At 71.6% G+C, this 26,217-nt stretch carries 26 protein-coding genes and 2 tRNA genes; 15 read left to right on the forward strand and 13 right to left on the reverse strand.

Features of this window, described 5'->3' with window-relative positions; genetic code table 11:
• Positions 1–7: 7 nt before the first annotated feature.
• Together ACFY0P_RS15385 and ACFY0P_RS15390 are read right to left on the reverse strand one after the other, a co-directional pair.
• Complete coding sequence (locus tag ACFY0P_RS15385) at positions 8–508, reverse strand: heme-degrading domain-containing protein (protein ID WP_388912036.1); 501 nt, start codon at positions 506–508, stop codon at positions 8–10.
• Positions 508–1,587: a Gfo/Idh/MocA family oxidoreductase gene (locus ACFY0P_RS15390; protein WP_388912039.1), complete on the reverse strand. Its 1,080-nt coding sequence runs from the start codon at positions 1,585–1,587 to the stop codon at positions 508–510. Before ACFY0P_RS15390 ends, ACFY0P_RS15385 begins: the two co-directional genes overlap by 1 nt.
• Before the next feature lie 48 nt (positions 1,588–1,635).
• On the opposite strand from ACFY0P_RS15390, the gene ACFY0P_RS15395 reads away from it, so the two are divergent.
• The 7 genes from ACFY0P_RS15395 to ACFY0P_RS15425 all read left to right on the forward strand — a co-directional run bounded on the left by ACFY0P_RS15395 (position 1,636) and on the right by ACFY0P_RS15425 (position 7,888).
• A complete protein-coding gene (locus tag ACFY0P_RS15395) occupies positions 1,636–2,775 on the forward strand; it encodes an ROK family protein (protein WP_388912043.1) in 1,140 nt (379 codons plus the stop codon).
• Between the two features lie 243 nt (positions 2,776–3,018).
• Complete coding sequence (locus tag ACFY0P_RS15400; RefSeq protein ID WP_388912046.1) at positions 3,019–3,999, forward strand: hypothetical protein; 981 nt, start codon at positions 3,019–3,021, stop codon at positions 3,997–3,999.
• 25 nt (positions 4,000–4,024) lie between these two features.
• Positions 4,025–4,216, forward strand: a complete 192-nt coding sequence (locus ACFY0P_RS15405; protein WP_388912049.1) for a hypothetical protein — start codon at positions 4,025–4,027, stop codon at positions 4,214–4,216.
• Between the two features lie 160 nt (positions 4,217–4,376).
• On the forward strand, positions 4,377–5,156 hold the full coding sequence (locus ACFY0P_RS15410; protein WP_294011505.1) for an HAD-IIA family hydrolase: 780 nt from the start codon (positions 4,377–4,379) through the stop codon (positions 5,154–5,156).
• A gap of 117 nt (positions 5,157–5,273) precedes the next feature.
• Entirely contained in the window at positions 5,274–5,831 is a 558-nt protein-coding gene (locus ACFY0P_RS15415; protein ID WP_388912054.1) for a hypothetical protein, read from the forward strand.
• Between the two features lie 13 nt (positions 5,832–5,844).
• Positions 5,845–6,516 (forward strand): class F sortase, encoded by a 672-nt coding sequence (locus ACFY0P_RS15420; RefSeq protein ID WP_388912057.1) that lies wholly within the window; start codon positions 5,845–5,847, stop codon positions 6,514–6,516.
• 343 nt (positions 6,517–6,859) lie between these two features.
• Positions 6,860–7,888, forward strand: a complete 1,029-nt coding sequence (locus ACFY0P_RS15425) for a glycoside hydrolase family 6 protein (RefSeq protein ID WP_388912060.1) — start codon at positions 6,860–6,862, stop codon at positions 7,886–7,888.
• Positions 7,889–7,979: 91 nt separating this feature from the next.
• On the opposite strand, the gene ACFY0P_RS15430 is transcribed toward ACFY0P_RS15425, so the two are convergent.
• Both ACFY0P_RS15430 and ACFY0P_RS15435 read right to left on the reverse strand, forming a co-directional pair.
• A complete protein-coding gene (locus ACFY0P_RS15430) occupies positions 7,980–9,917 on the reverse strand; it encodes a galactose oxidase-like domain-containing protein (RefSeq protein WP_388912063.1) in 1,938 nt (645 codons plus the stop codon).
• The gene (locus tag ACFY0P_RS15435; RefSeq protein ID WP_388912066.1) at positions 9,914–11,890 is read right to left on the reverse strand and encodes a glycosyltransferase family 2 protein; all 1,977 of its coding nucleotides are present in this window, start codon (positions 11,888–11,890) and stop codon (positions 9,914–9,916) included. Before ACFY0P_RS15435 ends, ACFY0P_RS15430 begins: the two co-directional genes overlap by 4 nt.
• A 338-nt stretch (positions 11,891–12,228) precedes the next feature.
• Between ACFY0P_RS15435 and ACFY0P_RS15440 the strand changes: the two genes are divergently transcribed.
• Both ACFY0P_RS15440 and ACFY0P_RS15445 read left to right on the forward strand, forming a co-directional pair.
• Entirely contained in the window at positions 12,229–12,552 is a 324-nt protein-coding gene (locus ACFY0P_RS15440; RefSeq protein ID WP_388912842.1) for a hypothetical protein, read from the forward strand.
• Between the two features lie 11 nt (positions 12,553–12,563).
• Positions 12,564–12,722 (forward strand): TetR/AcrR family transcriptional regulator C-terminal ligand-binding domain-containing protein, encoded by a 159-nt coding sequence (locus ACFY0P_RS15445; RefSeq protein ID WP_388912811.1) that lies wholly within the window; start codon positions 12,564–12,566, stop codon positions 12,720–12,722.
• 73 nt (positions 12,723–12,795) lie between these two features.
• Here ACFY0P_RS15445 and ACFY0P_RS15450 read toward each other — a convergent pair.
• Positions 12,796–12,869 (reverse strand) — tRNA-Lys (locus ACFY0P_RS15450).
• Between the two features lie 186 nt (positions 12,870–13,055).
• Here ACFY0P_RS15450 and ACFY0P_RS15455 point away from each other — a divergent pair.
• The 5 genes from ACFY0P_RS15455 (at position 13,056) to ACFY0P_RS15475 (ending at position 18,704) form a co-directional block, all read left to right on the forward strand.
• Entirely contained in the window at positions 13,056–14,351 is a 1,296-nt protein-coding gene (locus ACFY0P_RS15455) for a peptidoglycan-binding protein (protein ID WP_388912069.1), read from the forward strand.
• 57 nt (positions 14,352–14,408) lie between these two features.
• The gene (locus ACFY0P_RS15460; RefSeq protein ID WP_388912072.1) at positions 14,409–15,539 is read left to right on the forward strand and encodes an SPFH domain-containing protein; all 1,131 of its coding nucleotides are present in this window, start codon (positions 14,409–14,411) and stop codon (positions 15,537–15,539) included.
• A 115-nt stretch (positions 15,540–15,654) separates the two neighbouring features.
• Positions 15,655–16,260 carry a lytic polysaccharide monooxygenase gene (locus tag ACFY0P_RS15465; protein ID WP_388912075.1) on the forward strand — a complete coding sequence of 202 codons (606 nt, stop codon included), beginning with the start codon at positions 15,655–15,657 and terminating at the stop codon, positions 16,258–16,260.
• Positions 16,261–16,389: 129 nt separating this feature from the next.
• Complete coding sequence (locus ACFY0P_RS15470; protein ID WP_388912078.1) at positions 16,390–16,863, forward strand: DUF3592 domain-containing protein; 474 nt, start codon at positions 16,390–16,392, stop codon at positions 16,861–16,863.
• Between the two features lie 185 nt (positions 16,864–17,048).
• Complete coding sequence (locus ACFY0P_RS15475; RefSeq protein ID WP_388912081.1) at positions 17,049–18,704, forward strand: long-chain-fatty-acid--CoA ligase; 1,656 nt, start codon at positions 17,049–17,051, stop codon at positions 18,702–18,704.
• Between the two features lie 32 nt (positions 18,705–18,736).
• On the opposite strand, the gene ACFY0P_RS15480 is transcribed toward ACFY0P_RS15475, so the two are convergent.
• From ACFY0P_RS15480 to ehuB, 6 genes are all read right to left on the reverse strand, one after another.
• A tRNA-Lys gene (locus ACFY0P_RS15480) sits at positions 18,737–18,810 on the reverse strand.
• A gap of 108 nt (positions 18,811–18,918) precedes the next feature.
• Entirely contained in the window at positions 18,919–19,677 is a 759-nt protein-coding gene (locus tag ACFY0P_RS15485) for an IclR family transcriptional regulator (RefSeq protein WP_388912084.1), read from the reverse strand.
• A gap of 269 nt (positions 19,678–19,946) precedes the next feature.
• A complete protein-coding gene (gene ehuA / locus ACFY0P_RS15490) occupies positions 19,947–20,729 on the reverse strand; it encodes an ectoine/hydroxyectoine ABC transporter ATP-binding protein EhuA (protein WP_388912087.1) in 783 nt (260 codons plus the stop codon).
• Positions 20,719–21,369, reverse strand: a complete 651-nt coding sequence (gene ehuD, locus ACFY0P_RS15495; protein ID WP_388912090.1) for an ectoine/hydroxyectoine ABC transporter permease subunit EhuD — start codon at positions 21,367–21,369, stop codon at positions 20,719–20,721. The genes ehuA and ehuD overlap by 11 nt, the downstream gene beginning before the upstream one ends.
• Positions 21,366–22,082, reverse strand: coding sequence for an ectoine/hydroxyectoine ABC transporter permease subunit EhuC (ehuC, locus tag ACFY0P_RS15500; RefSeq protein WP_388912093.1), 717 nt, complete (start codon positions 22,080–22,082; stop codon positions 21,366–21,368). Before ehuC ends, ehuD begins: the two co-directional genes overlap by 4 nt.
• Positions 22,079–23,017: an ectoine/hydroxyectoine ABC transporter substrate-binding protein EhuB gene (gene ehuB / locus ACFY0P_RS15505; protein WP_388912096.1), complete on the reverse strand. Its 939-nt coding sequence runs from the start codon at positions 23,015–23,017 to the stop codon at positions 22,079–22,081. Before ehuB ends, ehuC begins: the two co-directional genes overlap by 4 nt.
• A 47-nt stretch (positions 23,018–23,064) precedes the next feature.
• Here ehuB and ACFY0P_RS15510 point away from each other — a divergent pair, with 47 nt between their 5' ends.
• Positions 23,065–23,559, forward strand: a complete 495-nt coding sequence (locus ACFY0P_RS15510) for a DUF3830 family protein (protein WP_388912099.1) — start codon at positions 23,065–23,067, stop codon at positions 23,557–23,559.
• A gap of 281 nt (positions 23,560–23,840) precedes the next feature.
• On the opposite strand, the gene ACFY0P_RS15515 is transcribed toward ACFY0P_RS15510, so the two are convergent.
• Positions 23,841–25,247 carry an amidase gene (locus ACFY0P_RS15515; RefSeq protein WP_388912102.1) on the reverse strand — a complete coding sequence of 469 codons (1,407 nt, stop codon included), beginning with the start codon at positions 25,245–25,247 and terminating at the stop codon, positions 23,841–23,843.
• Between the two features lie 14 nt (positions 25,248–25,261).
• Entirely contained in the window at positions 25,262–26,215 is a 954-nt protein-coding gene (locus ACFY0P_RS15520) for a D-2-hydroxyacid dehydrogenase (RefSeq protein ID WP_388912105.1), read from the reverse strand.
• Between the last annotated feature and the right edge of the window lie 2 nt (positions 26,216–26,217).

The following is a 26,217-nucleotide window of genomic DNA, read 5'->3' on the forward strand; positions in this document are numbered from 1 at the left end:
AGGGGCGTTACGCCTTCAGGAAGTTCTCCAGCGCCTCCACCACGAAGCGGTGGTCGTCAAGTTGGGGCAGGCCGGAGACCGTCACCGAGCCGATCACGCCGGCATTCTCCACGGTGATCGGGAAGGAGCCGCCGTGGGCCGCGTACTCGTCCGGGTCCAGGCGGGAGGACTCCTCGAAGGTCGTGCCCTTGGCGCGGAAGCGGGCGCCGACCAAGTAGGAGGCCGAGCCGTAGCGCTCGACGACGCGGCGCTTGCGGGTGATCCACGCGTCGTTGTCGGGGGCCGAGCCGGGCAGGGCCGCGTGGAAGAGCTGCTGGCCCGCGCGGTGGATGTCGATGGCGACGGGGGCCTGGCGCTCCCGGGCCATCTCCACCAGCAGGGAGCCGAGGGCCCACGCGTCGTCGTACGTGAACTGCCGGAACACCAGGCGGCGTTCCTGCCTCTCCAACTCCTCCACGGACGGGGTGAGTTCGGGGGCGGTCTTCGGGGTGAGCTGCGGGTGGTGCATCAGAGGGTCACCGTCACCTTGTCTCGCGCCGAGCGGCGGGCTGCTTCCAGTACGTCCAGGGCGGCGGCCGCCTCCAGCGCGGTCACCGGATTGGGGCCCTCGCCCCGCAGGGCCTGGGCCACGGCCGCGTAGTACGCGGGGTAGTCGCCGGGGAGGGTGCGGACGGTACGGCCGCCGCCGGTGACCGGGGACTCTCCGGCGCCGATACGGCCGTGGAGGGACTCCGGTTCGTGGCCCCAGGTGTCCGCGGCGCCCGGGCGCTCGCCCTTGCGCAGGGCGTCCTCCTGCGGGTCCAGGCCGTACTTGACGTACCCGGCCTTCGAGCCCAGCACCCGGAAACGCGGGCCGAGCTGGGCCGCCGTCGCCGAGGCGTAGAGGTGGGAGCGGACGCCGTTGGCGTGCGTGAGGGCGATGAAGGTGTCGTCGTCCGTCTCGGCGCCGGTCCGGCGGATCACCGACTCGGCGTACACCTCCGTGACGGGGCCGAAGAGGACCAGGGCCTGGTCGACGACGTGGCTGCCGAGGTCGTAGAGGAGACCTCCGATCTCTGCCGGGTCGCCGGACTCGCGCCAGCCGCCCTTGGGCTGCGGACGCCAGCGTTCGAAACGGGACTCGAAGCGCCAGGGGTCGCCGAGCTCGCCGTCCGCCAGCAGCTTGCGGAGCGTCAGGAAGTCGTTGTCCCAGCGGCGGTTCTGGAAGACCGAGAGCAGCAGACCGCGCTCCTCGGCGAGGGCGGCCAGGTCGCGCGCCTCGGCGGCGGTGCCGGCGACCGGCTTGTCGACCACGACCGGGAGGCCCGCCTTGAGGGCGGTCGTCGCCAGCGGGACGTGCGTCCTGTTCGGGGACGCGATCACGACCAGGTCGAGCTCGGCGGCCCGGTCGAACAGCTCGTCGGGGGTGGCGACCGTCCGGACGTCGGGGAACTCGGCCTTCGCCTGTGCCTGCCGCTCGGGGTTCGAGGTGACCACCGTGTCCAGGGCGAGGCCCTCGGTGGCGGCGATCAGGGGGGCGTGGAAGACGGATCCGGCTAGGCCGTAGCCGACGAGGCCGACGCGGAGGGGAGTGGCAGCAGCAGTCATGCGTCCTACTTTCGCAACGCTGTTGCCAAAGTGCAAGTGGGAGGGAGAATGAGTGGCGTGAACAGGACGAGGAGCGGGCGACCGGGTGTGGCCGGCGGGCGACCGGGTGCGGCCGGGGCGAATCTGCCGGCCATGCGCAGTCACAACACCGCGCTGGTGCTGGATCTGCTGCGCACGGCGGGGGAGGGCGGTATCAGCCGGCTCGAACTGGCCGAGCGGACCGGGCTCACCCCGCAGGCGGTCAGCAAGATCACGGCCCGGCTGCGGGAGGAGGGCCTCGCCGCGGAGGCCGGGCGGCGCGCGTCCACCGGGGGCAAGCCGGCCACCGTACTGCGGCTGGTGCCGGACGCCGGGCACGCGGTGGGGATCCAGCTGGACCGGGACGAACTGCGGGCGGTGCTCGTCGACCTCGACGGCACGGTGGTCGCGGAGCGGCACGCGGCGGTGGACCTGGGGGCCGGGGCGGAGGCCGTCCTCGGCGCGGTCGTGGAGCTGGCCGGGGAACTGGCCGAGCGCGGCGGCGACACCCTGCTCGGGGTCGGGGTGGGGGCGCCCGGACCGCTCGACCACATCCACGGGGTGCTGCACCGCGTCACCGGCTTCCCCGAGTGGGACGGCTACCCGCTGCGGGACGCGCTCGCGGAGCGGCTCGGGGTGCCGGTCGTCGTGGACAAGGACAGCAACGCGGCGGCCCTCGGACTCGCCGTCGGCGGCGAGGGCGGCTCCTTCGCCTGCCTGCTCCTCGGTACGGGGCTGGGCGCCGGCCTGGTGATCGGCGACACCGTGCACCGGGGGGCGCGCACCGGGGCCGGGGAGTTCGGGCACCAGGTCGTCCAGCTCGACGGGCCGCCCTGCCACTGCGGCAACCGCGGCTGCATCGAGGCGCTGTGCCTGGCGGCGGTGGCCCGCGGCGACGTGGCCGAGGCGGCGCGGGTCCTCGGCGTCGGCGCCGCGAACCTGGCCGGGCTGCTCGACATCGACCTCGTGCTGCTCGGCGGCCGGACGATCGCGGCCGCGCCGGAGCCCTTCGTACGAGGGGTCGCCGCCGTCCTCGACGCACACACCCGGCGGGAGGGGAGCCTGCGTACGGCCGTCCCCGTCCGCCTTGCTCCCGGCGGCGGCCGGGGTGTCGCGGAGGGCGCGGCCCAGCTGCTCCTCGCTCCGATGTTCGGGCGCGCGGACGGCTGACCGCCGTTCGGCCACGCGGTGCGCCGTGTGCGGAAGGCGAACGGGGGACGGAAGGCGAACGGGGGGACGGATGGCAACGGGGACGGCTGATGACCGCCGTTCGGCCAGGCGGTGCGCCATGTGTGGGCGAACGAGGGACGGATGGCGAACGGGGACGGCTGACGGCTGATCGGGCGGAGTGCGTCCCCTCCCGCGGAGTGGCGTCCGGCCGCTCCGGCTCCCGCCCGGCAGAGTCACCTGTCCATGCGCATGCGACTGAGCACCCCCCTGTCCCTCTGCCTGGCCGCCGCAGCCGCCGTACTCGCCCCCACGCCGCAGGCGACGGCCGCCCCCGCCGTCGCCGAGGCCTCCTGCGCGGGCGCCGACCAGCAGGGCTTCCCGCTCGCCACCCGCCTCCACGACGGCCCCTCGTCCTACGAACCCGGCGGCGGTTTCGGCACCTGGTACCTCGACCTCACCAACACCACCGGCCGCGCCTGCACCGACGTCCACCCGGTCGTCGTCCTCGTCGACGACAAGAAGGCCCTCAAGCCGTCCCAGACCGAGCTCGAGTTCTACGACGGCCCGCGCACCCGCCCGGTCCCGCTGACGGAGACCGACGAGGCCGAGCTGGTCGGCGTCTTCGACGGGACCGGCTTCCCGGGGTTCACCGTGGCGCCCGGGGCGACCGTCTCGGTCAAGGTGAGACTCGCCGTCACCTCCGACGCCGTACGGAACGGGGTCACGGTCAACGCGGCCGTCGTGCAGCGGCGGGGGTCGGACGGCGAGTGGGTGGGGGAGTCGAACGACTACCGCTTCGGCATCGCCGGCGAACCACCGCCGCCGCCACCGTCCGCGAGCGTCGCCCCCGCCGTCCCTTCCAGCGGCTCCTCGCAGGCCGCCCCGCAGACGCCCCCGGGGGCCAGCCCCACCGGCCCCACCAGCCCCACCAGCCCTGACAGCCCCGACAGCAGCCCGGGGGCCAGCCCCGGAGCCACCCCCGCCGCCTCCCCCGGCGGCAGCGCCCCGCCCCGTACCGACGAGGCGGGGGGAGCCTGGGACCGCCGCCGGGAAGCCTGGGACCACCGAGGCCCCTGGGGCGCCGAGGGCCCCTGGGAGGCCGGGGAGCGCGCCCGTGAACTGGCCCGCACCGGCCTCGGCCTGGCCCACGGCCTGTTCACGGCCTCCGTCGCCCTGCTCGCCGTAGGAGCCAGCGCGTTCCTGCTGGCACGCCGACGGCGGTGACCGCTGCCACGTGACGGTGACGGCGGTGCCCCCTGTCCGATCGGACCTCACCGTCGGGCCCGGCGAGGTGATGGCCCTGCTCGGGCCGTCCGACGCCGACGCGGCCGCCCTGACCGGGCTCATGGACGGTGTCGACGTGTTCACGCCGGACCGGCAGGACATCGAGGAGAACCAGGCGTCGTACGTGGAGGCGTGGAGGTCGGCGGCGGGCAGCTGACCGGCTGGTGAGCAGGGCGTTCCCGGGGATCGGGTGTGTGTCTAGGCTGGGGGCGTCGGTACGCCGTGGTTCCGGCGCCCCAGCTCACGCACGACAGCTCACGCAGGACAGCTCACGCATGACCGCACGTACGCCATCCGCACGCCAGGAGACGCACCACATGGCAGAGCGCAAGCCCATCGAGTCGTGGCTCACCGACATGGACGGGGTCCTCATCCACGAGGGCGTTCCGATCCCCGGAGCGGACGCCTTCCTGAAGAAGCTGCGGGAGTCCGGACGGCCCTTCCTGGTGCTCACCAACAACTCCATCTACACCGCCCGTGACCTGCACGCGCGGCTGCGCCGGATGGGTCTCGACGTGCCGGTGGAGAACATCTGGACCTCGGCGCTGGCCACCGCCCAGTTCCTGGACGACCAGCGGCCCGGCGGCAGCGCCTACGTCATCGGCGAGGCCGGGCTGACCACCGCCCTGCACGACATCGGGTACATCCTCACCGACCACGAGCCCGACTTCGTCATCCTCGGTGAGACCCGCACCTACTCCTTCGAGGCGCTGACCAAGGCCGTGCGGCTGATCAACGACGGCGCCCGGTTCATCGCCACCAACCCCGACAACGTCGGCCCGTCCGTGGAGGGCGACCTGCCCGCCACCGGCTCGGTCGCCGCGCTGATCACCGCCGCGACCGGCAAGAAGCCGTACTTCGTCGGCAAGCCCAACCCGCTGATGATGCGGGCCGGCCTCAATGCGATCGGCGCCCACTCGGAGACCTCCGCGATGATCGGCGACCGCATGGACACCGACGTCCTCGCGGGCCTGGAGGCCGGGATGCGCACCTTCCTGGTGCTGTCCGGCGTCACCCAGCCGGACGACGTCGACCGCTACCCCTTCCGGCCCTCCGAGGTCGTGGACTCGATCGCGGACCTCGTCGACCGGATCTGAACCGCCTCCGACCTGCGGGCATCAAACCTGTCACCACCCGTACGGAGCAACAAGGCGCCCCCCGAGGATGCGGGGGCGCCCGGTGCGGGGGAGCCTCCAGATATCTGGAGGTTCACGATGGGCTCTATTCGCCTCACTCTCTGTACCGGACTCATGGCCTGCGCCGCCGGTCTCGCCCCGGCGACCGCCCGTGCGGCGGACGGCCAGGGCGTCACCGTGACCCCTGCTTCCGCGCCCGCCGGCTCCGTGGTGGCGCTGCGGGCGAGCGGCTGCTCCGGTACGACCGGCACCGCCGCCTCGACGGCCTTCGTCTCGGACGCCCGCCTCGGCGGCACCGACGGCGACCTGACCGGCCAGGCCCAGGTCCGCTCCACGGCCGGCGCCGGCACCTACACCGTGCAGGTCACCTGCGCCGGCTCCGCCGTCACCGGCAGCGTCACCGTCGTACCGCAGACGTCGTCCCAGTCGTTCCAGCAGGACGCGCCCGGCGTGCTGCCCGCCGCGCCGTTCGCGCCCGTGCACGCGGGCGGCGGGGGCGCCGCCCCGCTCGCCGCGGTGGATGCCCGCTCGGCGGGTCCCGACATCGCGCAGGCGGTCACCGGCCTGCTCCTCGCCGCCTTCGCCGCGGCAGCCGTCGGGCTGCTGAGCGCGCGCCGCCGCCGCGGTTCGCGCTGAGGACGGGAGCACGATGTCCGACGACACCGAACCCTCCCCCGGCACCGGACGGCTGCTGACCGGGGTGGCCTGGGCGATCCTGCTGCTCGGGCTGTGGCTGTGGGGCCGCGGGGTGACCGAGATACCCGACGGCGTGACGGGGCCCACCACGGGTGACGTGGCCGCCGTCGGCCGCCCCCCGTCGAACCCCGAACTCCCGCCCGCCGCCAAGCCGTTGACCTCGGCCGTGCCCGAGCGCGTCGACATACCGGAGCTGGGCGTGCAGGCCCCCGTGGTCGCCCGCGGCCTCGACGAGGACGGCGGGGTCGACCCGCCGCCCTTCGACCAGCCCGGCGTGGTCGGCTGGTACGGCTCGGGCACCGACCCCGGCGCGGCCGGCACCGCGGTCCTGGTCGGGCACGTCGACACCGAGACCCGGCCCGCCGTCTTCTACAAGATCAGCACGATGCGTCCCGGTGAGACGATCCGCGTGGTCCGCGCCGACAACACGGTCGCCGAGTTCACCGTCGACGACGTGCGGGTTCTGCCCCGCGACCACTTCGACGCCCAACAGGCCTACGGCACCCGGGAGTCGGGCCGCGCCGAGCTCCGCCTGATCACCTGCGGCGGTACCTTCGACCGGACCACCCACAGCTACACGGCGAACGTGGTCGTCTCGGCGTACCTCACCGGAACCTCCGTATAGAGCTGCTGCGTCGGGTCCACCTGTCGCCCGGTCGACGGCCCGCTCCCCTGAGACCGCCGACCGGGCCGGTCCTCGACCACGCGCGCTCGGGCTGCGGGAGTAACCCGGCGTCAGGCGCGGGAGGCTGGGATGGCGGGCCGGTGTCCGGGCCGCCCGCAAGCGACTCTAGGGGGCGACGGGCCCCCGGGCCTAGGTTCGCGCTCGCCAAGCCTCCCTTCGCCCGCCGACTCGCCCGTCAACAGGGGCTGTAACAGCTGACCGACAAGAGTTGGGCGATCTCGTGGCGAGTGCGGTGGGTATGTCACGATTGGGCTCTGGCCAAGTGCACCCAGGGGGGAATTGGATGTACGACAGCAGGGGGGCCCGCTCGGCGGCCCGGGCCGGGGCACTGGGGGCGGCGCTGCTGCTCGCCGGCTGCTCCTCGGGCGGTGGCTCGGGCGGGGCCGGGCCGGCCGCGAGTCCGCAGGCGGCGATCACCCAACAGCCCAAGGACGCCGACCCGTTCTGGGTGAACCCGGACTCCAACGCGGCCCGCCAGGTGAAGGCCTACGCGAAGGCAGGCAAGGACGGCGACGCCGAGGAGATCCGCAAGATAGCGGCACAGCCGACCGGCGAGTGGATCGGCCCGGAGAACCCGGAGCAGGAGGCGCGCGGCTTCACCGAGGCCGCCCAGAAGTCCGACCGCACGGCGCTCCTGGTCCTCTACGACATCCCGCACCGCGACTGCGGCCAGTACAGCCAGGGCGGCGCGGCCGACGGCGACGCGTACCGGGCGTGGATCGACGGGGTCGCGAACGGCATCCAGGACCGCCCGGCCACGATCGTCCTGGAACCGGACGCGGTCCTGCACCTGGTGGACGGCTGCACCCCGGCCCGGTTCGCGGAGGAGCGCTACGACCTCCTGCGCGGCGCGATCACGAAACTCAAGTCCCTGAAGAACACCAAGGTCTACCTGGACGCGGGCAACGCCGGCTGGGGCCACCCCGACCAGATCTACCGGTCCCTCCAGCAGGCGGGCGTCTCCCAGGCCGACGGCTTCGCGGTCAACGTCTCCAACTTCTACTCCACCCAGGACTCCATCGCCTACGGCAAGCAGCTGTCGGAGAAGGTCGGCAACAAGCACTTCGTCATCGACACCAGCAGAAACGGCAACGGCCCCTACACGGGCGGCGACCCGGAGGAGCGGTGGTGCAACCCGCCCGGCCGGGCCCTGGGAGAAACGCCCACCACGAAGACAGCCGACCCGCTGGTGGACGCCTACCTGTGGGTCAAGCGCCCGGGGGAGTCGGACGGGACGTGCAAGGGCGGTCCCCAGGCGGGCAATTGGTGGCCGACCTACGCTTTGAAACTGGCACAGGGATCACAAACCTAGGGGCGCGGGGCGGAGCCGATGTGCGGCTCCGCCCCGCGGGCGCGACCAGCCACAGCGCTCCCGCACCCCGAGGTCCCATCCCGCGGGAGCGCTACGGCACCTTCACCCACTGCGCTTTGCTCGGCGTCCCCTGATCGTCGTCCACGAACAGCATGTACCACCCCGACGGCACCAGATTCCGGTTCTCCGGCACCGTCACGGTGATCCGGTTCCCCGACGTCTTGAAGTCCAGCGCGATGCTCCGCTGGTCCACGTCCGTCACATGGGTGGTGGCACTCGGCCGGATCAACCGCACCTTCCTGATGGTCGCCGCATGCTGCGACGTGAACGTCCCCGTCCCGCCGCGGGCGATGGTCTGCGGGCCCCCGCTCAGTGACGGCCGGGAGTCGCGGTACAGATACGGCGGCGTGTAGATCTCGATCCGCTGCTCGAAGACCCCCGGCCTGGTGTTCGCCTTGTCCGCGAAGAGCGGGTTGGAGCCGAAGAACATCACCCGGCCGTCGGGCAGCAGGATCGACCCGGAGTGGTAGTCGCGGCCGACCAGCGGGTCGGCCACCCTCCGGAAGGAGTTACTGGCGGTGTCGTAGATCCGGGCCTGTCTGATGTCGGAGGCGCCGCGGCCCCGGTAGTCCTCGGAGCCGCCCGACACCAGCACGGAGTCGTCGGGCAGGACGGAGATCTGCGGGTACCGCGTCCCCTTCTCCAGCGAAGGGCCGTCCACGAACTTCGGGTCGGGGTCCTTCAGGTCGATCAGCCGCGTCCTGTTCGTCGACAGTGCGGACTCGCCGACCCCGCCGCCCCCGACCACCAGGTACTTCTCGTCCTGCGCCGGAGGCAGCAGCACCGTCCCGGACGTCTCCAGCATGTTCGGGTCGCTGAGCCCGGACAGCTTGGTGAACCGGTTGGTGCCGACGTCCCAGATGCCGGGGTCCCGGCCGACGTCGTCCGGCCCGTACCCGGCGTTGGAACCCGAGTAGAAGAGCTTGCCGTTCTGCAGGAGGAACAGCGCGGGGTAGGTGGGGAACTGGCGCTTGTACTTCGTGTACGTCCACGTCTTCGTCTTCGGGTCGAAGACCTCGTTCTTGCCGGGCACCAACTGCCCGATGTCGTCGAGTCCGGAGACGCTGAGGATCTTTCCGTCGGACAGTGTCGTGAGGGTCGGATACCAGCGTGCCTCGTTCATCGGGTCGACCTTGATGTACTTCTCGGCGACCGGATCGAATTCGTAGGCGTTCTTGATGCCCTCGAAGTCCCGCTTGTCCATGCCGAGTTTGTTGGCGATGCCGTAGGTGTTGCGGGCGTCGGCGCCGGTCAGTCCCCCGATGCTGTAGTTGTCCTGGGTGCCGGTCTCGTACTTGGTGCCCTGCTGGGGCGCCTCGACGACGACCCGGGCGTAACCGGGGTTGTTGCGAAGGAACTTGCCGGTCTTCTTGTCGAAGACCTTGGTCGCGCGCGGGATCAGCACCGAGTCGTCGGAGACGAACGTCTTGCCGTTCTGCTTGCCGGTGAACCGGGTGCCCTTGGGCAGGGTCATCGGTTTGTCCGGGTTCTCGTTGTAGAGGATCATGACGCCGCCGGCCTTCTTGACGTCGCCCTTGAGCTTCTCGTACTGCTTGGTGCCGCCCGCGATCAGGATGTTGCCGTTGGCGAGCTGGGTGTGGCCGGTGCAGAACAGGTCGGCCGGGGTGGGCACCTTCTTGACCGTGCCCTTGACCGGGTCCCAGATCCGGCTGTCGTAGATCTTCGCGTCGAAGTTGTCCTGGTTGTTGCCCGAGCCCGCGACCAGCAGCACCTTCCCGGTGTGCAGGAGCACCGCGTGGATGGTGTCCTGGCGGTACTCCTTCGGGAACTCGATGATGTCCCAGTGGCCGTTCTCGGCCTTGTACTCCGGTCTGTTGATCTTGTACTGGTGGTATCGCTCGGTCCCGAAGCGGTACAGCCACGGCCCGTTCATCCCTGCCAGGGCGAGAACGACCACGGTACTGATCGCGAGCCGACGGGCCCGGCGACGGCCGGCACTGTCGTTCATTCCTCACGACCCCCCAGTCCGCCGCGACCCCCCGGTCCGCGGAGCGCGATCCGCATGGTCTGTTCGACGGGGGTGCCGGTGGGCGGCGTCCAGGTCGGCCGCTGCTGCGGCGCGTGTCCCGCGGGCAGGTATCCCGCCGGCACCGCGTCCTCCGGTTCGGCCACCGGCCCGGCCGCCCCGCGTTCCCTCCGCAGGGTGTACTGCCAGGCGAAGATCGGGGCCGCCGTGATCAGCAGCGCCAGCGTCGCCCAGGTGAGCATCGCCGGGTGCGAGTGGCCGCCGAGGAAGCCGGCGGCGAGCGAGCCGCCGAAGACCAGGATGAAGAACCAGTGGATGCGGAACGTTCCGAAGAGGGTGTCCGGGCTGGCCGACTCGCCCTTCGGGGTGACCACGAACCTGCTCTTGCGGCGCAGCACGGCGTCCATGAGCGAGCGGGCGTAGATCGGCGCGGAGAGCGCCGACATCACCATGCCGGCGACTCCGCCGGAGCCCTCCGGCTCGTGCGGGGAGACGTTGTGCCGGCGGTTCCAGATGTAGAGGCCGATCTGGAGCGCGGAGGCGTTGCCGTAGAGCATCAGCCACACGGTCGGGTCGATGTTGACGCCCGAGGCGCCCAGGCCCAGGAACAGCGCGCAGCTCAGGGCCGCCAGGATCCAGTTGAGGGCCGACATCGGGTAGAAGATGATCATCATGGTGTAGTTGAAGAGCTTGCCGGGCGGCAGCGAGAAGAAGCCCTTCCAGTACTGCTTGAGGATCGTCTCGTACGTGCCCCGGGACCAGCGCAGCTGCTGGGTGAAGAAGTCGGTCCAGGAGCTCGGGCCCTCGCCGACCGCGAGTACGTCCGGGGTGTAGACCGAGCGCCACCTGCGGCCGGTCGCCGGGTTCTTGGCGCGGTGGATCTCGAAGCCGGTCGCCATGTCCTCGGTGATCGAGTCGTACAGCCCGCCGATCTGCCGGAGCGCCCTGATCCGTACGACGTTGGAGGTGCCGACGAACATGGGGGCGCCGTAGCGGTTGCCGGCGCGCTGGATCAGGGCGTGGAAGAGGAACTGCTGGGACTCGGCGGCCTTGGTGACGAACGTGTCGTAGTTGCCGTAGACCTGCGGGCCGATGACGAAGCCGACGTCCGGGTCGCGGAAGTAACCCAGCATCCGCTCCAGGTAGTTGGGGAGCGGGACGTGGTCGGTGTCGACGGAGGCGAAGAAGTCGTACTCGTCGCCGTGCGCCGCCAGCCAGGCGTTGTAGTTGCCGTGCTTGGTCCTGGCGCGGTGCGGGCCCTTGGGCCGGTTCCACTTCTCGACGCCCTTGCGGGTGAAGTGGTGCACGCCCAGGCGCGCGCAGACCTCCTTCACCTCCGCATCGTCGCCCTCGTCGAGCAGCCAGACGTGCAGCAGCCCGCGATGGCGCAGCCTGACCGCCGCCTCCAGGGTCCGGGTGACCATGTCGAGGGGTTCCTTGCCGGGCACGAACGTGGTGATGAAGGCGACCCGGGTGCCGGTCTCCGGGACCACCGGGACCGGGTCGCGGGCGACCAGGGTGGCGTGCGCGTTGGACAGCACGTTCATGCAGCGGAAGAACTCGATCAGGCCGATCGACACCAGCATCACGATGTCGAGGGCCGGCAGGAAGTCGTACGACGGGTAGTCCCGTTGGGTCCAGTGCTCGGGCTGCAGCAGCCAGGTCAGCAGGACCAGCGAGAGCAGCGGGGCCGCGCCCAGCATCAGTGCGGCACGGACGCGGTGCGGTTCCTGGGAGAGCAGCGAGCGGTACTGCACGGTGTACGGCCTGCTCGGGTCGGGCTGGGTGAGGGGGCCCGCGAGCCTGCTGTAGTGCTCGTAGTCGTATCTGGGAAGGGTCTTCTTGATGCGGCCCAGGGCGCCCGCGGTGGCGCGGTGCGCGGGTATCCGGAGCTGTGCGGTCTGTGACGGGTCGTATTCCTGTTCCTGCCGGGCGCCCAGCGGCGTCGATGTCATGAGTCATCCCCCCACACGCAGGTCAGCGCGTGTTTCATCGGTACCGGAGCCCGCTCGGATCCCCCTCGACCCTGCCGGGCGTCAATGGCGGGGCACAGTCGTCCCACAGAAAATGGATACGGACCGTGACCGTCCGGTTGCATGATGCCCCCCTCGGCACCGATTCATGACGGGGCCCCTCAACCCCGCAGATCTGGCAACCGGCTACCTACCCCCCAAGTGCCTCGAAACACCGGCACTTTGGACAACCAGGGTTCTACGGTGCTCATCATGATCGCAAGAGCGAAACGCGGTGTTTACCGGTCATAGGTGTTCATTGTGGAGCATGTGGGGATTCTGTGGATGGCTGGTACCGGTTGTCCGCAGGCGGACTCGGCGGCCGGCGCGGCGACGCGTACGGCGGACTGCCGGCCCGGCAGGCCGTACTCGCCGGCACTCGCGCGAACCTGCGGCGGGCGGCCGTGGGGGCCTGGGCCGGCCGGTTCCTGGTGCTGCCCGGCACCGGCTCGGTCGAGGGCGACCTGCGCCAGGTGCTGCGCAGGCCCCTGTCCGCGAGCCGGGGTCTCACCCTGCTGCGTATCGCCGTGCTGCCCCACGACCCGGAGCGCTCCGAGGCGCGCCGGGTCTACTGGGGCGAGCGCCTCGCCCGCGTCGAGTCCTGATCCGGCGCGGCATCGACCGAGGGGAGCCGCGGGCCGACACCGACCCCCGCCTGGCGCTCGAACTGCTGGTCAGCCCGGTTCGGGCCAGGGTCCTGAGCTACGGCGAGCCGCTGGCCGACGACCTGCCGGACCGGCTCGTCGGCAGCGTCGTGAGGGGCATCCGGGCCTGACCTCTCGTCACCCGGGCCGGAACGCGCGAAGGCCCCCGGCCGCACGAGGTGCGGCCGGGGGCCTTCGATCATGTGCGCCGCCAGGGACTCGAACCCCGGACCCGCTGATTAAGAGTCAGCTGCTCTAACCAACTGAGCTAGCGGCGCCTGCTGACACCGAGAACTCTACCCGACGGGAAACCGTGCTCCTGACCATCGGCCACCAGGGCGACCCCCGTCCGCCCTCTGCCGTACATCATTCGGACCGTCAGCATGCGCACCGGGGTGTCAGTTGGGAAACTGATCAACGTGCACAGACCCGGACATATCAACATGAAGTGTGAGGGGAATCGCATGCCGGCCCCGGTCTTCGAGGAATTCGACCCCGCGGCCAGCTGCGAATGCCCCGGCTGCGTCCACTGGCGGCGGGTGAGCCCCTCCCCGCTGCCCGGCCGCTTCGGCGGGCACCCGGCCGCCCGAGGCGTCCTGGTCGTGGCCGCCGCCGCGTCCGCCGCCCTCGCCGCGTCCGCCCCGACGGCCGCCGCCCACACCACCCCGCCCGCCCCGCACCGGACCGCCGCCCCCCTGGATCCCCAGCCCGAGACCCCGCAGGGCACCAAGTCCCCCCTGCACGGGCCGAACGGCAAGCCCGACAAAGGCCCGGTCACCACGCCCCCCATCACCCGTACGCAGATCATCACCCGGGCCAAGACCTGGGTCACCGCCAAGGTGCCGTACAGCATGTCCCTCTACTGGACGGACGGGTACCGGCAGGACTGCTCCGGCTATGTCTCCATGGCCTGGGGGCTGACCGGCAACGAGTGGACCGGGAGCCTCGACCAGTTCGGCACGAAGATCACCAAGGAGGAGCTCCAGCCCGGCGACATCCTGCTCTTCCACAACCCGGACGACCCCGAGAAGGGCTCCCACGTCGTGATCTTCGGCGGCTGGACGGACTACACGCACACCTCCTACACGGTGTACGAGCAGACACCCCCGCACGCCCGCAGCCAGCCCACCCCCTACGCCTACTGGAGCAACTCCGCCAAGTACGTCCCCTACCGCTACAAGGGCCTGATCGCCGACCCGGCCACGCCCGGCGCCCAGGCCGCGAAGACCGCGGTGCCGTTCCCCGGGGCGGCCTACTTCGGCCCCGGCGCCGACAACAAGTACGTCACCCTCCTCGGACAGCTGCTGGTCGCCCGAGGCGCCCACTACCCCAAGGGCCCGGGGCCGGTCTGGGGTCAGTCCGACCAGCGGGCCACCCAGGCCTTCCAGCGGGCCCAGGGCTGGACCGGCGCCGCCGCCGACGGCCTGCCGGGGCCGCGCACCTGGGAACTCCTCGCCACCGGAAGGGGCAGGAACATCAAGTCCGCCACCGCGGCCCCGTCCGTGCCCGCCTCGCACGGAGTCGCGGGCTACCCCGGCAAGAACTTCTTCCGCCCGGGCGCCGCCAACGACTACGTCACCCGGCTCGGCAGGCAGCTGGTCAAGAAGGGCTACGGCCGTTTCTACCCGGACGGCCCGCATCCCGCCTGGGGCGACGCGGACCGCAGGGCCGTCGAGGCGTTCCAGCGCGCCCAGGGCTGGCGCGGCGGCGCGGCCGACGGCTACCCGGGGCCGGAGACCTGGCGCCGCCTGTTCCTGTGACGACCCCGACCCCCTGAGGACCACCTGAAGCATCTGGCGCGGAGGCTGGAGGCAGGCATGAGTACGACCACCGCACACACCCCTGATTCGGACGGACCCCCGGAGGGCGGGCCGCCCACCCGTCCGACCCCCCGGCTCATCCAGAACGAGATCACCACCGAGATCCCTGTCCACCTGCTGTTCCGTGACGACCCCGACCCGGTGTCGGTACCGCTGCGGCCCGCCGTGGTCGGCCGCCGGCAGGGCACCGGCGAGCAGCCCCGGCTGCGCCGCCCGTTCCCGGCCAAGCCCCGGCCGGCCGCCGCCGTCGACCCGGACCTGGTGGAGCGTCCGGCCCGGGTGCTGCCCGGCGCGGCCGGCGTGTGCGCCGGGCTCGGCGGAGTGGCCGGGGGGCTCGTCACCTCGTGGTGGGCGGGGGCGCTGCCGCCGCTCGCGGCGCACGCGCTGCTCCTGCCGGCGTACGGGGGCGCAGGGCTCGGCCCGGCGCAGTGGGCGGCGTACGCGGGGGCCGGCGCGCTCGGCCTGGCCGGCTTCACGGGGCTCGCGCGCGGGACGACCGGCCGGGCCTGGGTGCTCGGCCTGTTCGGCCGCTACCGGGGGACGGTACGGCGCACCGGCCTGCTCTGGGTCAACCCGCTGCTGCTGCGCCGCCGGGTCGACGTCCGGCTGCGGCACTGGCGCAGCGAGGAGATGCCGGCGGCGGACGGCAACGGGGTCGCGCTCCGGGTCGTCGTCCTGGTGGTGTGGCGGGTGCGGGACACCGCGCGGGCGGTGCTCGGCGTCGAGGACCACGAGACGTTTCTGCGCGAGTGCGTGGAGGCCGCGCTGGCCCGGGTGCCGGTGGAACCGCCGGGCACCGCCCGGGGTTCGGTGGAGGTGGCCACCGACGCGCTGACCCGGCTGGTCACGGCGGACGCGGCGGGCATCGGCCTGGAGGTGTTCTCCGTCCAGCCGGTCCGGGTGGAGTACGCCCCGGAGGTCGCGGCGGCCATGCAGCGCCGCCGGATCGCCGCGCTCGACGCGCGGCAGCGGGCCACCATGCTCACCTCGGTCGTGGACTCGGTCGAGGACACGGTGACCCGGCTGACCATGCGCGGACTCGTCGAGCTCGACGACTACGAGCGCAAGGTGCTGGTGCGGGACCTGACGGTGGCGTTCTGCTCGGGGCGTACCGAGTCCGTGCCGTGACGGGGACGGGCACCTCTTTTGGTATGGACATGTTCAACAAGCGGCAATAATCTGGGACTTGGTCTAGACCTGCACGGCTCACTGCACCTCCCCCACGTTCTCCAGGAGCGGCAGCATGCGTAAACGGACCAAGGTGTCGGCCGTCGTGCTCGGCGTGGCGACCGCCGGAGCCTTCGCACTCTCCACCGGCGGCGCCAGCGGGCACGGCTACACCGACCTCCCCGTCAGCCGGCAGAAGCTCTGTGCCAACGGCACGGTGACGAACTGCGGCGACATCCAGTACGAGCCGCAGAGCGTCGAGGGCCCGAAGGGCTTCCCGGCGGCCGGTCCCGCCGACGGCCAGCTCTGCAACGGCGGGCTGAGCAGGTTCGCCCAGCTCAGCTCGCCGAAGACCCCGTCGGGCGGCGCCTGGCCGACGACGAAGGTGACGGGCGGTCAGACGTACACCTTCCGCTGGCAGTTCACGGCGATGCACGCCACGACCGACTTCAAGTACTACGTCACCAAGCAGGGCTGGAACCAGAACCACGCCCTCGCCCGTTCGGACCTCAACACCACCCCGTTCCTCACCGTCCCCTACAACGGCCAGCGCCCGCCGGCCACCCTCAGTCACAGCGGCACCCTGCCGTCGGGGCTGAGCGGTCACCACGTGATCCTGGCGGTCTGGACGATCGCCGACACGGGCAACGCGTTCTACGCCTGCTCGGACGTCACGTTCTGACCGGCGTCGTTCGACGGCTGGGTAACACCGAGCTGATCTGAGCTTTGCTTGAGGACCCGCCGCAGGTCATGGGGGTACGTTCCCGACACACCGCTCGGTCGGACCGGTGTTCGGAAACGGGGGACTCTCATGGGCCTGATGGAAGCGTTCTTCTACGTCCTTCCCGGCATCTTCGTCGTCGTCGGTGTCCTCGGGCTGTACAAGACACTGAAGCGGTCGAGCCAGATCAGCCGGACGTGGCGTCACGGGCGTACCGCCGAGGCGCGCTGTCTGCGGTCGTACACGAGGACCAGCGGCGGTGCCGGGGACACGTCCGTGACGACCACGCTGCACCATGTCTACGAGTTCACGACGGCCGAGGGGCGGGTCGTCCGCTTCGACGAGGCGAGCGGGCGGTCGACCGTGGTCGAGGGCGACTTCGTGACCGTGTACTACCTGCCGGAGAACCCCGAGGGGGCGACGTCGCAGCCGCCCGCGCAGGGGAAGCTGGCGGTGGGGACCGGGTGCTCGGTGGCGTTCTTCGTGGTGTTCATCGGGTTTGCGCTGGCCTTCATCGTCGGGGTGCACTTCGCCTTTTCGGAGGCGGACAGTTTTGCTCCGTGAGTGCCGGTGAGGCCGTGGGCCTCTGCGAGCCGGTGGGGGCTGGTCGCGCAGTTCCTCCCCCAGCCTTCGGCCGGGGGTACCCCCAGCGCCCCTGGGGGTCCCGCCTACGGCGTTGCGAGGTGCTGGATGTCGCGCCATGACAGGGCGCTCCACATCTGACGGTGCGTCAATTACGCTGCCGCCCCATGAACTCCGACAGGCGCACGATCGCTGAAGCCGTCGCCGCCCGGTGGGGCGATCACCGGCCCGGGCTGTGGTTCGAGGAGCAGGTGCTGACGCATCACGAGGTGGCCGGTGGTGCTGCGGCCAGGGCGGCGCTCTTCGCCGACCTGCTGCCTCCCGGCGGTGTGCCCCACATCGGGGTCCTGCTCGACAACACCCCTGAGTTCCCGCTCTGGTTGGGTGCCGCCGCGCTCGCCGGAGCCGCTGTGGCCGGGGTGAATCCCACGCGCCGGGGGGCCGAGCTCGCCCGGGACATCCTGCACACCGAGTGCCCGGTGCTCGTCACCGAGCGGGCCCGGCTTCCGCTCCTCGCCGGGCTCGAACTGCCCGGCGTCCGCGTCCTCGTCACCGACGAACCGGAGTACGGCGCGCTGCTCGCCCCGTATCTCGGCGCCTTTCCCGACGCCTCCAGGGCGACCCCCGCGGACCGGATCCTGCTCTACTTCACCTCCGGTTCCACCGGGGCTCCGAAGGCCGCCCTCTGCTCGCAGGGCAGGCTGGCGGCGGCCGGGCGTTCGCTCGCCGGGCAGTTCGGGGTCCGCCCCGACGACGTGCACTACGTCTGCATGCCGATGTTCCACGGCAACGCCGTGATCGCCGACTGGGCGCCCGCGCTGGTGGCGGGCGCCGGAGTGGCGCTGCGGCGGCGGTTCTCGGCGTCCGGGTTCCTCTGCGACGTGCGGCGGTACCGGGCCACCTACTTCACCTATGTCGGCCGCGCGGTGCAGTACATACTCGCCACCGAGCCGCGCCCCGACGACCGGGACAACCCGCTGCGGCTCGGGTTCGGGACGGAGGCCGGGGCCGTGGACGCGGCGGCCTTCGAGGAGCGGTTCGGGGTGCGGCTGGTCGAGGGGTACGGGTCCTCGGAGGGCGGGGCGGCGGTCCAGTGGTCGCCGGGGACGCCGGCCGGGGCCGTGGGGCGGGCGGCGCCGGGGCTCGTCGTACTCGACCAGGAGTCGGGGGAGGAGTGTCCGCCTGCCGTCTTCGACTCGGGGGGAAGGCTGCTGAACGGGGAGGCGGCGATCGGGGAGTTGGTGAACCGGGCGCCGAACCCGTTCGAGGGGTACTGGCGGAACGCGGCGGCGGAGGCCGAGCGGCGCAGATGGGGGTCCCCCCGCTCGAGCGAAGCCGAGAGTGGGGGAGGGTGGTACTGGACCGGGGATCTCTTCTACCGGGACGGGGAGGGATACCTGTACTTCGCGGGGCGCACCGACGACCGGATCCGGGTCGACGGGGAGAACCTGGCGTCCGCGATGATCGAGAACATCGTGGCCCGGTACGAGGGGGCGGAGGCCGTCGCCGTGTACGGGGTGCCGGACCCGGTGACCGGGGACCAGGTGATGGCGACGATCGCGGGGCGGTTCGATCCGCTGGACTTCGCCGAGTTTCTGCTGGCCCAGGCCGATCTGGGGACCAAGATGGCACCCCGGTTCGTGCGGGTGGTGGAGCGGATGCCGGTGACGGCGACCAACAAGATCCAGCGGGCGGCCCTGCGGAGGGAAGGGGTGCGGTGTGCCGACCCCGTGTGGTGGCGGCCGCCGGGGGAGCGGGCCTACCGCAGGCTGACCCCGGAGGAGGCGGAGGCGTCGCGTCCGGCACGGCCACATGAAAAATGACCTGGGGTGGTAAAACCCCAGGTCATCACAGGTGCGCCGCCAGGGACTCGAACCCCGGACCCGCTGATTAAGAGTCAGCTGCTCTAACCAACTGAGCTAGCGGCGCATGACTCACGCCGACCGTTCGAACCGTCTTTCGACTGCCTCGCGCGGCTGGCGACGAAGAAAATAATACCCGGTCCGGCGGGGTGCTTCCGACCGCCGCCGGACCGGCCTAGATCGCGAGGGACAGCAGCAGTGGAGCCGCGCCGCGGTTCAGGGTGTCGGCGGCCTGCCGGAGCCGGTGTGCGTGCTCGACCGGCAGGGAGAGCGCCAGGCAGCCCACGGCCGAACCGGCGGTGATCGGGACCGCCGCGCAGACCGTGCCGATGGCGTACTCCTGGAGGTCCAGGACGGGGACCGTCGGCGGCTGCGCCTCCAGGCGGGAGAGCAGCAGCTTGTCGCTGGTGATGGTGCGCGAGGTGAGGCGGGCCATCTTGTGCCGGGAGAGGTGGTCGCGGCGGGCGTTGTGGTCGAGCTGGGTGAGCAGGCTCTTGCCGATCGCGGTGGCGTGCGCGGAGGAGCGGAAGTCCACCCACTCGTTGACCGCGGGGGTGGTCGGGCCGGCCGCGTACTGGCCGATCCGCACCTCGCCGTCGACGTACCGGCTGAGATAGACGGCGGCGCCGACCGAGTCGCGCAGCCGGTCGAGGGTCTGCTGGAGCTGCTCGCCGAGGGCCTGCTCCCGCTCGTGCGTGGAGCCGAGCCGGCGCAGGGTCTCGCCGGTCACGTACGCGCCGTCGGTCACCTGCTCGACGTAGCCCTCGCGGCGCAGCATGCGCAGCAGCGCGGTCAGCCGCTCGGGGTCCAGGCCGGTCCGGCGGGCCAGTTCGGTGTCGGTGACGCCGGTGGCGTGCCCCGCCACCGTCTCCAGGACGCGGAGGGCGTCCTGGGCGGAGTGGTACGGGGCGGTCGGCTCGTGCATCAGCGCCACGGTGCTCCCCCTGCGCTCGCTCGGTGATACTGCTTTCGGCTGCACTGCTTGGGCCGCGATCCGGACGGCGGATCCTCTCCACGATAACGGGCAAGCACCGGAAACGGAGGGGGTGTTGGCGAGATTCCGGCCCTCCCAACTGCGGAGAAGACCCTCTGGCATATGCCACCGGAATGACCCGGCCGCCGGACCTCGGGTGATCGAGCGTTCACTTCCCGTAGTCGTGCCACGGTGCGGGGAAAGTTTTACGGCACCGGCGGTGGAAATATCTACAGCACCGCGCTGAGGAACTCCCGGGTCCGCTCGTGCTCGGGTTCGCTGAAGATCCGCTCCGGCGGGCCCGCCTCGATGATCCGGCCCGAGTCGAACATCAGGACCTGGTCGGAGATGTCCCGGGCGAAGTTCATCTCGTGGGTCACGCAGAGCATGGTGATGTCGGTGGTGCGGGCGATGTCCCTGAGCAGGTCGAGGGCGCCCGCGACCAGCTCCGGGTCGAGCGCCGAGGTCACCTCGTCGAGGAGCAGCACCTTCGGGCGCATGGCCAGCGCCCGGGCGATCGCGACGCGCTGCTGCTGGCCGCCGGAGAGCTGGGTCGGCTTGGCGTCGCACTTGTCGGCGAGGCCCACCAGGTCGAGCAGCTCCCGGGCGCGTGTCTCCGCCTCGTCCTTGGGCAGGCCGAGCACGGTCACCGGGGCCTCGGTGATGTTGCGCAGCACGCTCATGTTCGGGAACAGGTTGAACTGCTGGAACACCATCCCGATCTGCTTGCGGACCTCCCGCACCTCCTTCTCGGACGCCGGGAAGAGCCGCTGCCCGTCGACGGTGATGGTGCCCGCGTCCGGCTTGGTCAGGGTCATCAGCATGCGCAGGATCGTGGTCTTGCCGGAGCCGGAAGGGCCGATCAGGGTGACGTGCCGCCCCGCCTGCACGGCGAGGTCGAGCCCGTCCAGGACGGTGTTGTCCCCGAACCGCTTGGTCACCCCCTCCAGGCGGATCAGCTCGGAGGCCGCGGTATCGGTGCTGCTCGGCTGCTTGCTGGTGTCAACGGACAAGGCGACGCTCCAGGGTGCGCAGGAGAAGGGAGGCGAGGTAGGAGATGACGATGAAGGCGACGCCGATCACCGTCACCGGCTCGGTGAACTGGAAGTGCTGCTGGGAGAAGAGCCGGGCCTGGCCGAGCATCTCCAGCACGGTGATCGACATCAGGATCGGCGTGTCCTTGAGCATCGAGATCACGTAGTTGCCGAGCGGCGGCACCACCCGGCGCACCGCCTGCGGCAGGATGACCGCGAGCCAGGTCCGCCGCGCCGGCAGGCTGAGCGCCGTCGCGGCCTCCCACTGCCCGACCGGGACGGCCTCGATACCTGCCCGGTAGACCTGCATGGTGTACGTCGAGTAGTGCAGGCCGATCGCGAAGACCCCGGTGGTCAGCGCGGAGAACGTCAGCCCCCACTCGGGCAGCACGTAGAAGAGGAAGAACAACTGCACCAGCAGCGGGGTGTTGCGCACGAACTCCGTCACCACCCCGACCGGCCAGCGCACCCACCGCGTGGGCGTCCGCATCAGCAGCGTCCACACCAGCCCCAGCGAGAACGAGATCAGCGAACCGAGCGCCAGCGCCTCCAGGGTGACCCACAGGCCGTCCCAGAAGTGCGGCATGAACTCGCGTACGGCACTCCAGTCCCACGTCACGCGACACCACCGACCCCGGTCGTCTCCCTGCGCTTCACCGCACGCGCCTCACGTTCGTTGCCCGGGTCCTTGCCGATGCCGGCCTTCAGCCGCTTCTCCAGACCGCGCATCAGCCGGGTGATGACGAACGCGATCACGAAGTAGATGACCAGCAGATACGTGTAGATGTGCGCGCTCTCCTGCAACGCCAGCCGCACCAGGTTCCCGCTGAACGCCAGGTCGCCCATGCCGGTGATGGACACCAGGGCGGTGCCCTTGAGCAGCTCCACGAGCAGGTTGCAGTAGGAGGGGATCATCTCCGGCACCGCCTGCGGCAGCAGGATCAGCCGCAGCCGCTGCCAGGGGGTGAAGCTCAGCGCTATCCCGCCGTCCTTCTGCGCCGGGTCGACCGCGCCCAGCGCCCCGCGCACGATCTCCGCGCCGTACGCGCCGTACGTCAGGCCGAGCGCGAGCGTCCCCGCCCACATCGGCACCAGCTGCCAGCCGAAGGCGACCGGCAGCACGAAGAACACCCAGAAGATCATCACCAGCGCCGAGGTACCGCGGAACACCTCGGTGTAGAGACCGGCGAGGAACCGGGCGAACCAGAGCCGGTTCGTCCGCGCCACACCCACCACCAGCGCCACGGCCGTCATCAACAGCCCGCTGAGCACCAGCAGTTGAACAGTCGTCCAGACCCCCTTGAGTACGAGGTCCCACAGTCCCGAGGTCATCCGCTCTTCCCTCCCCCGCACAGCTCCTTCGCCGTCAGGTCGGTCATCTCGGCCTCGGTGAAGCCGAACGGCCGCAGGATCCGGAACAGTTCGCCGCTCTTCTTCAGCTTGCGCAGCTCCACGTTGAAGGCGTCCCGCAGCTTCGTCTCCGCCGACCGGAACGCGAACGCGCCCCCGTCCACGTGCGGCTTCCCGTCCACGAGCGGTGCGAAGGCCTTGGTCGCCTCCGCCTTCGCCGACTTCTTGACGACCGCACGGGTGGTGAGCGCCGTACCGGCGAACACGTCCACCCGCCCCGCCTCCACGGCGTTCAGGCCCGCGACCTGGTCGGGAACGATCAGGATGTCGCTCTCCTTGTACCCGGCCTCGACCGCGTACTGGATCTCCGCATAGCCCGTGCCGGTGGCGAACTTCGCCTTCTTCGCCACGACGTCCTTGTAGTCGTGCAGCCCCTGGGGATTCCCCTTCCGCACGATGAACGAGTCGAGCATCTGGTAGTCCGGGTCCGCGAAGATCACCTGCGCGCACCGCTCCGGATTGACGTACATCCCGGCGGCCACGACGTCGAACTGCTGCGAGTTCAGCCCGGGGATCAGCGAACCGAACTCGGTCGGCACCGGCTGGACCTTGTCCACCCCGAGCCGCTTGAAGATCGCCTTCGCCAGCTCCGGAGCCTCACCGGTCAGGTGCCCGTCCTTGTCGATGTACCCGAAGGGGATCTCACCGGCGATGCCGAGCCGTACGACACCCTGGGCGCGCAGCCGTTGCAGCAGGTCACCGCCGTCGGTGGCGGCCGCGGTGGCCACGCGTGTACAACCGGCGGCGCCCAGCGCGCCGAGTGCGCCGACCGCGCCGGCACCCGCGAGCACGGCCCGCCGACTGTGTCTGGATTCGTACCTTGATGTGTCTGAATCGTTCCCGTGTGGTGGAGCCATGGCGGCGCGGCTACCCGACCCCAACCGACTTATGCACCATGGAAGGCATGACCGAACGATTCATCGAAGTCTCGCTGGTCAGCCGCGGTGTCACCGCCAAAGCCCAGCTCCTGGACGACCGCGCACCCGTCACCTGCGCCGCCGTCTGGGACGCCCTGCCGCTGTCCGGCGACGTCTACCACGCGAAGTACGCCCGCAACGAGATCTACGCCCTTTTCCCGCCGTTCGCACCGACGGAGCCGCCCCTGGAGAACCCGACGGTCACGCCCATCCCCGGCGACCTCTGCTACTTCTCGTTCGCCGGCACGGAGTTGGCCACCAAGGCCTACGGCTACGACCGCGAGGTGCGGGCCGGCACCACGGTCGTCGACCTGGCGCTCTTCTACGAACGCAACAACCTGCTGCTCAACGGGGATGTGGGGTGGGTGCCCGGGATCGTGTGGGGGCAGGTGGTGGAGGGGCTGCCGGAGCTGGCCGAGGCCTGCAACGACCTGTGGCGCAACGGCGCGGCGGAGGAGCGGCTGGCGTTCCGGGCCACGTGAAGCCGGACTTGACTTGGCCGCTGTTCCGCCGCCACGGCGCTGAGCCGCGACGGTGCTGTCCGGCGGTGGCGTTGTTCGGCGGTGCCGGACTCGTGCCGGCCGGGGCGCTGCTTGCTCTTCTGGCGCGGGGTGCCGGTTTTTCCATTCCGCCGCCACGGCGCTGAGCCGCGACGGTGCTGCCCGGCGGTGGCGTTGTTCGGCGGTGCCGGACTCGTGCCGGCCGGGGCGCTGCTTGCTTTTCTCGCGCGGGGTGCCGGTTTTTCCATTCCGCCGCCACGGCGCTAAGCCGCGACGGTGCTGCCCGGCGGTGCCGAAGCCACCCCCGCCTCGTACAGGGCGTGGGACGTCCGCAGGACCAGGTCGTCGCGGTGGCGGGCGGCCACGATCTGCAGGCCCACCGGCAGGCCGTCGGCGTCCGTCCCGACCGGGACCGTCGCCGCCGGCTGCTGGGTCAGGTTGAACGGGTAGGTGAAGGGGGTCCAGCCTGTCCAGCGGTGGTGGCCCGAGCCCTTCGGCACCTCCAGCCCCGCCTCGAACGCGGTGATGGGCAGGGTGGGGGTGACGAGGACGTCGTACGACTCGTGGAAGAGGCCCATCCGGCGGCCCAGGTCCATCCGGACGTCCACCGCGGCGAGGTAGGCCAGCGCCGACAGGCGGGCGCCGGTCCCGCAGATCTCCCGCAGCCCCGGGTCGAGCGACGTCCGCTGCTCGGGGGAGAGACGCTGCGTCACCCGTGCGGCACCGGCGAACCACAGCGTGTGGAAGGCTTCCACCGGGTCGCTGAAGTCCGGGTCGGTCTCCTCGACGTACGCCCCCAGTTCGGCCAGCCCCGCCACCGCCCGCCGTACCGCCGCCGCGACCGCCGGACGGACCGCCACCTGACCGCCGAGCGTCGGCGAGAACGCCACCCGGAGGCCGCGCACGCCCCCGTCCAGCCCCGCCACGAAGGAGCCCGGCGCCGGGCCGAGGGCGGACCAGTCGCGGGCGTCCGGGGTCCCGATCACGTCCAGCATCAACGCCGCGTCGGCCGCGTCCCGGGTCATCGGGCCCACGTGGGACAGCGTGCCGAAGGCGCTCGCCGGGTACAGGGGGACCCGGCCGTACGTCGGTTTCAGGCCGAAGATCCCGCAGAACGCGGCCGGGATGCGCACGCTGCCGCCGCCGTCCGTGCCGAGGGAGAGCGGGCCCGCGCCCAGCGCCACCGCCGCCGCGCTGCCGCCGCTCGAACCGCCCGCGGTGCGGGAGGGGTCGTACGGGTTGCCGGTGATCCCGGAGAGCGGGGAGTCGGTCACGCCCTTCCAGCCGAACTCGGGGGTGGTCGTCTTCCCGACGAACACCGCGCCGTGCTCGCGGAGCCGGGCCACGGACGGCGCGTCCTCCTCCCAGCTCCCCGCCGCCGCGATCGTCCTCGAACCGCGCAGGGTCGGGTGGCCGCGCATCAGGAGGATGTCCTTGACCGTCACCGGGACCCCGTCGAGCAGGCCCTTCGGCTCGCCCCGCCGCCACCGCTCCTGCGCCGCCCGCGCCTGTGCCAGGGCGTCCTCCTCGGTGAGCCGGACGAAGGCGTTGACCTCCGGCTGGATCCGCGCCGCCCGCTCCAGGACCGCCCGCACCGCCTCCACCGGGCCGAACTCGCCCTTGCGGTAACCGTCGAGGAGCTGTCGGGCGGTGAGGTCGGTGAACTGCATGGGGCCTCCTGGCGTCAGTGACCTGGCACGTATCCGCGCTTCTTGTCCACTACGTTCAGCAGAGATCTGCCCGCCGCCCACCGGTCGTACAACTCCAGGAACTGGGTGCCCAGTTCGTCCCGCCAGCCGACCGTGTCCCCGCTCATGTGCGGGGAGACGAGCAGCCCCGGCACGGTCCACAACGGGCTGTCGGCGGGCAGCGGCTCGGTCGCGAAGACGTCCAGGGCCGCGGCGGCGATCCAGCGCCGGGTCAGCGCCCGGACCAGGGCCTCCTCGTCGACCAGCTGGCCCCGGCCGACGTTGATGAAGCAGGCCGACGGCTGCATCACGCCGAAGCGGTGCGCGTCGAACATGCCGTACGTCTGCTCGGTCAGCGGGGCGGCCGAGATCACCCAGTCCGCGCGGGACATCAGCCGGTCCAGGTCGTCGGGACCGTGGATGCCGGTGCGCGGGACGCGGCCGACGAGGGCCGTGGTGATGCCGAGCGCCTTGAGGCTGCGGACGATCGCCCGGCCGATCGGGCCGGTGCCGACCACGCACGCACGCGTGCCACCCACCCGGCGCGCCTCGCGGTGCCGCCAGGTCCGCTCCCGCTGGAGATCGAGGGTCCGCGGCAGGTCCTTGGCGATGGCCAGCACCAGCGCGGCCACGTACTCGGCGATGGGCGCGTCGAAGACCCCGCGCGCGTTGGTGACGACCGTGTCGGACGCGGCCAGCTCCGGGCACATCAGATGATCGACGCCCGCGCTCGCCGTGTGCACCCAGCGCGGCCGCGGCCCCTCGCCCGGCCAGGCCTCGCGGACGGCGTGCGAGGCGAAGTCCCAGACGAGGAGGACGTCGGCCTCCGGCAGCAGGGCCGGCAGGCCGGCCGCGTCCGTGCGCACGATCCGGGCACGGCCGGTGAGCCGGCCCAGCCGCGGGGGCGGGTCGGCGTCGAGGACCAGCAGAGTGGGCACGGGCGGTGTCATTC

Origin of the sequence: Streptomyces sp. NPDC001714, from assembly GCF_042892755.1 — a bacterium.
GTDB lineage: Bacteria > Actinomycetota > Actinomycetes > Streptomycetales > Streptomycetaceae > Streptomyces.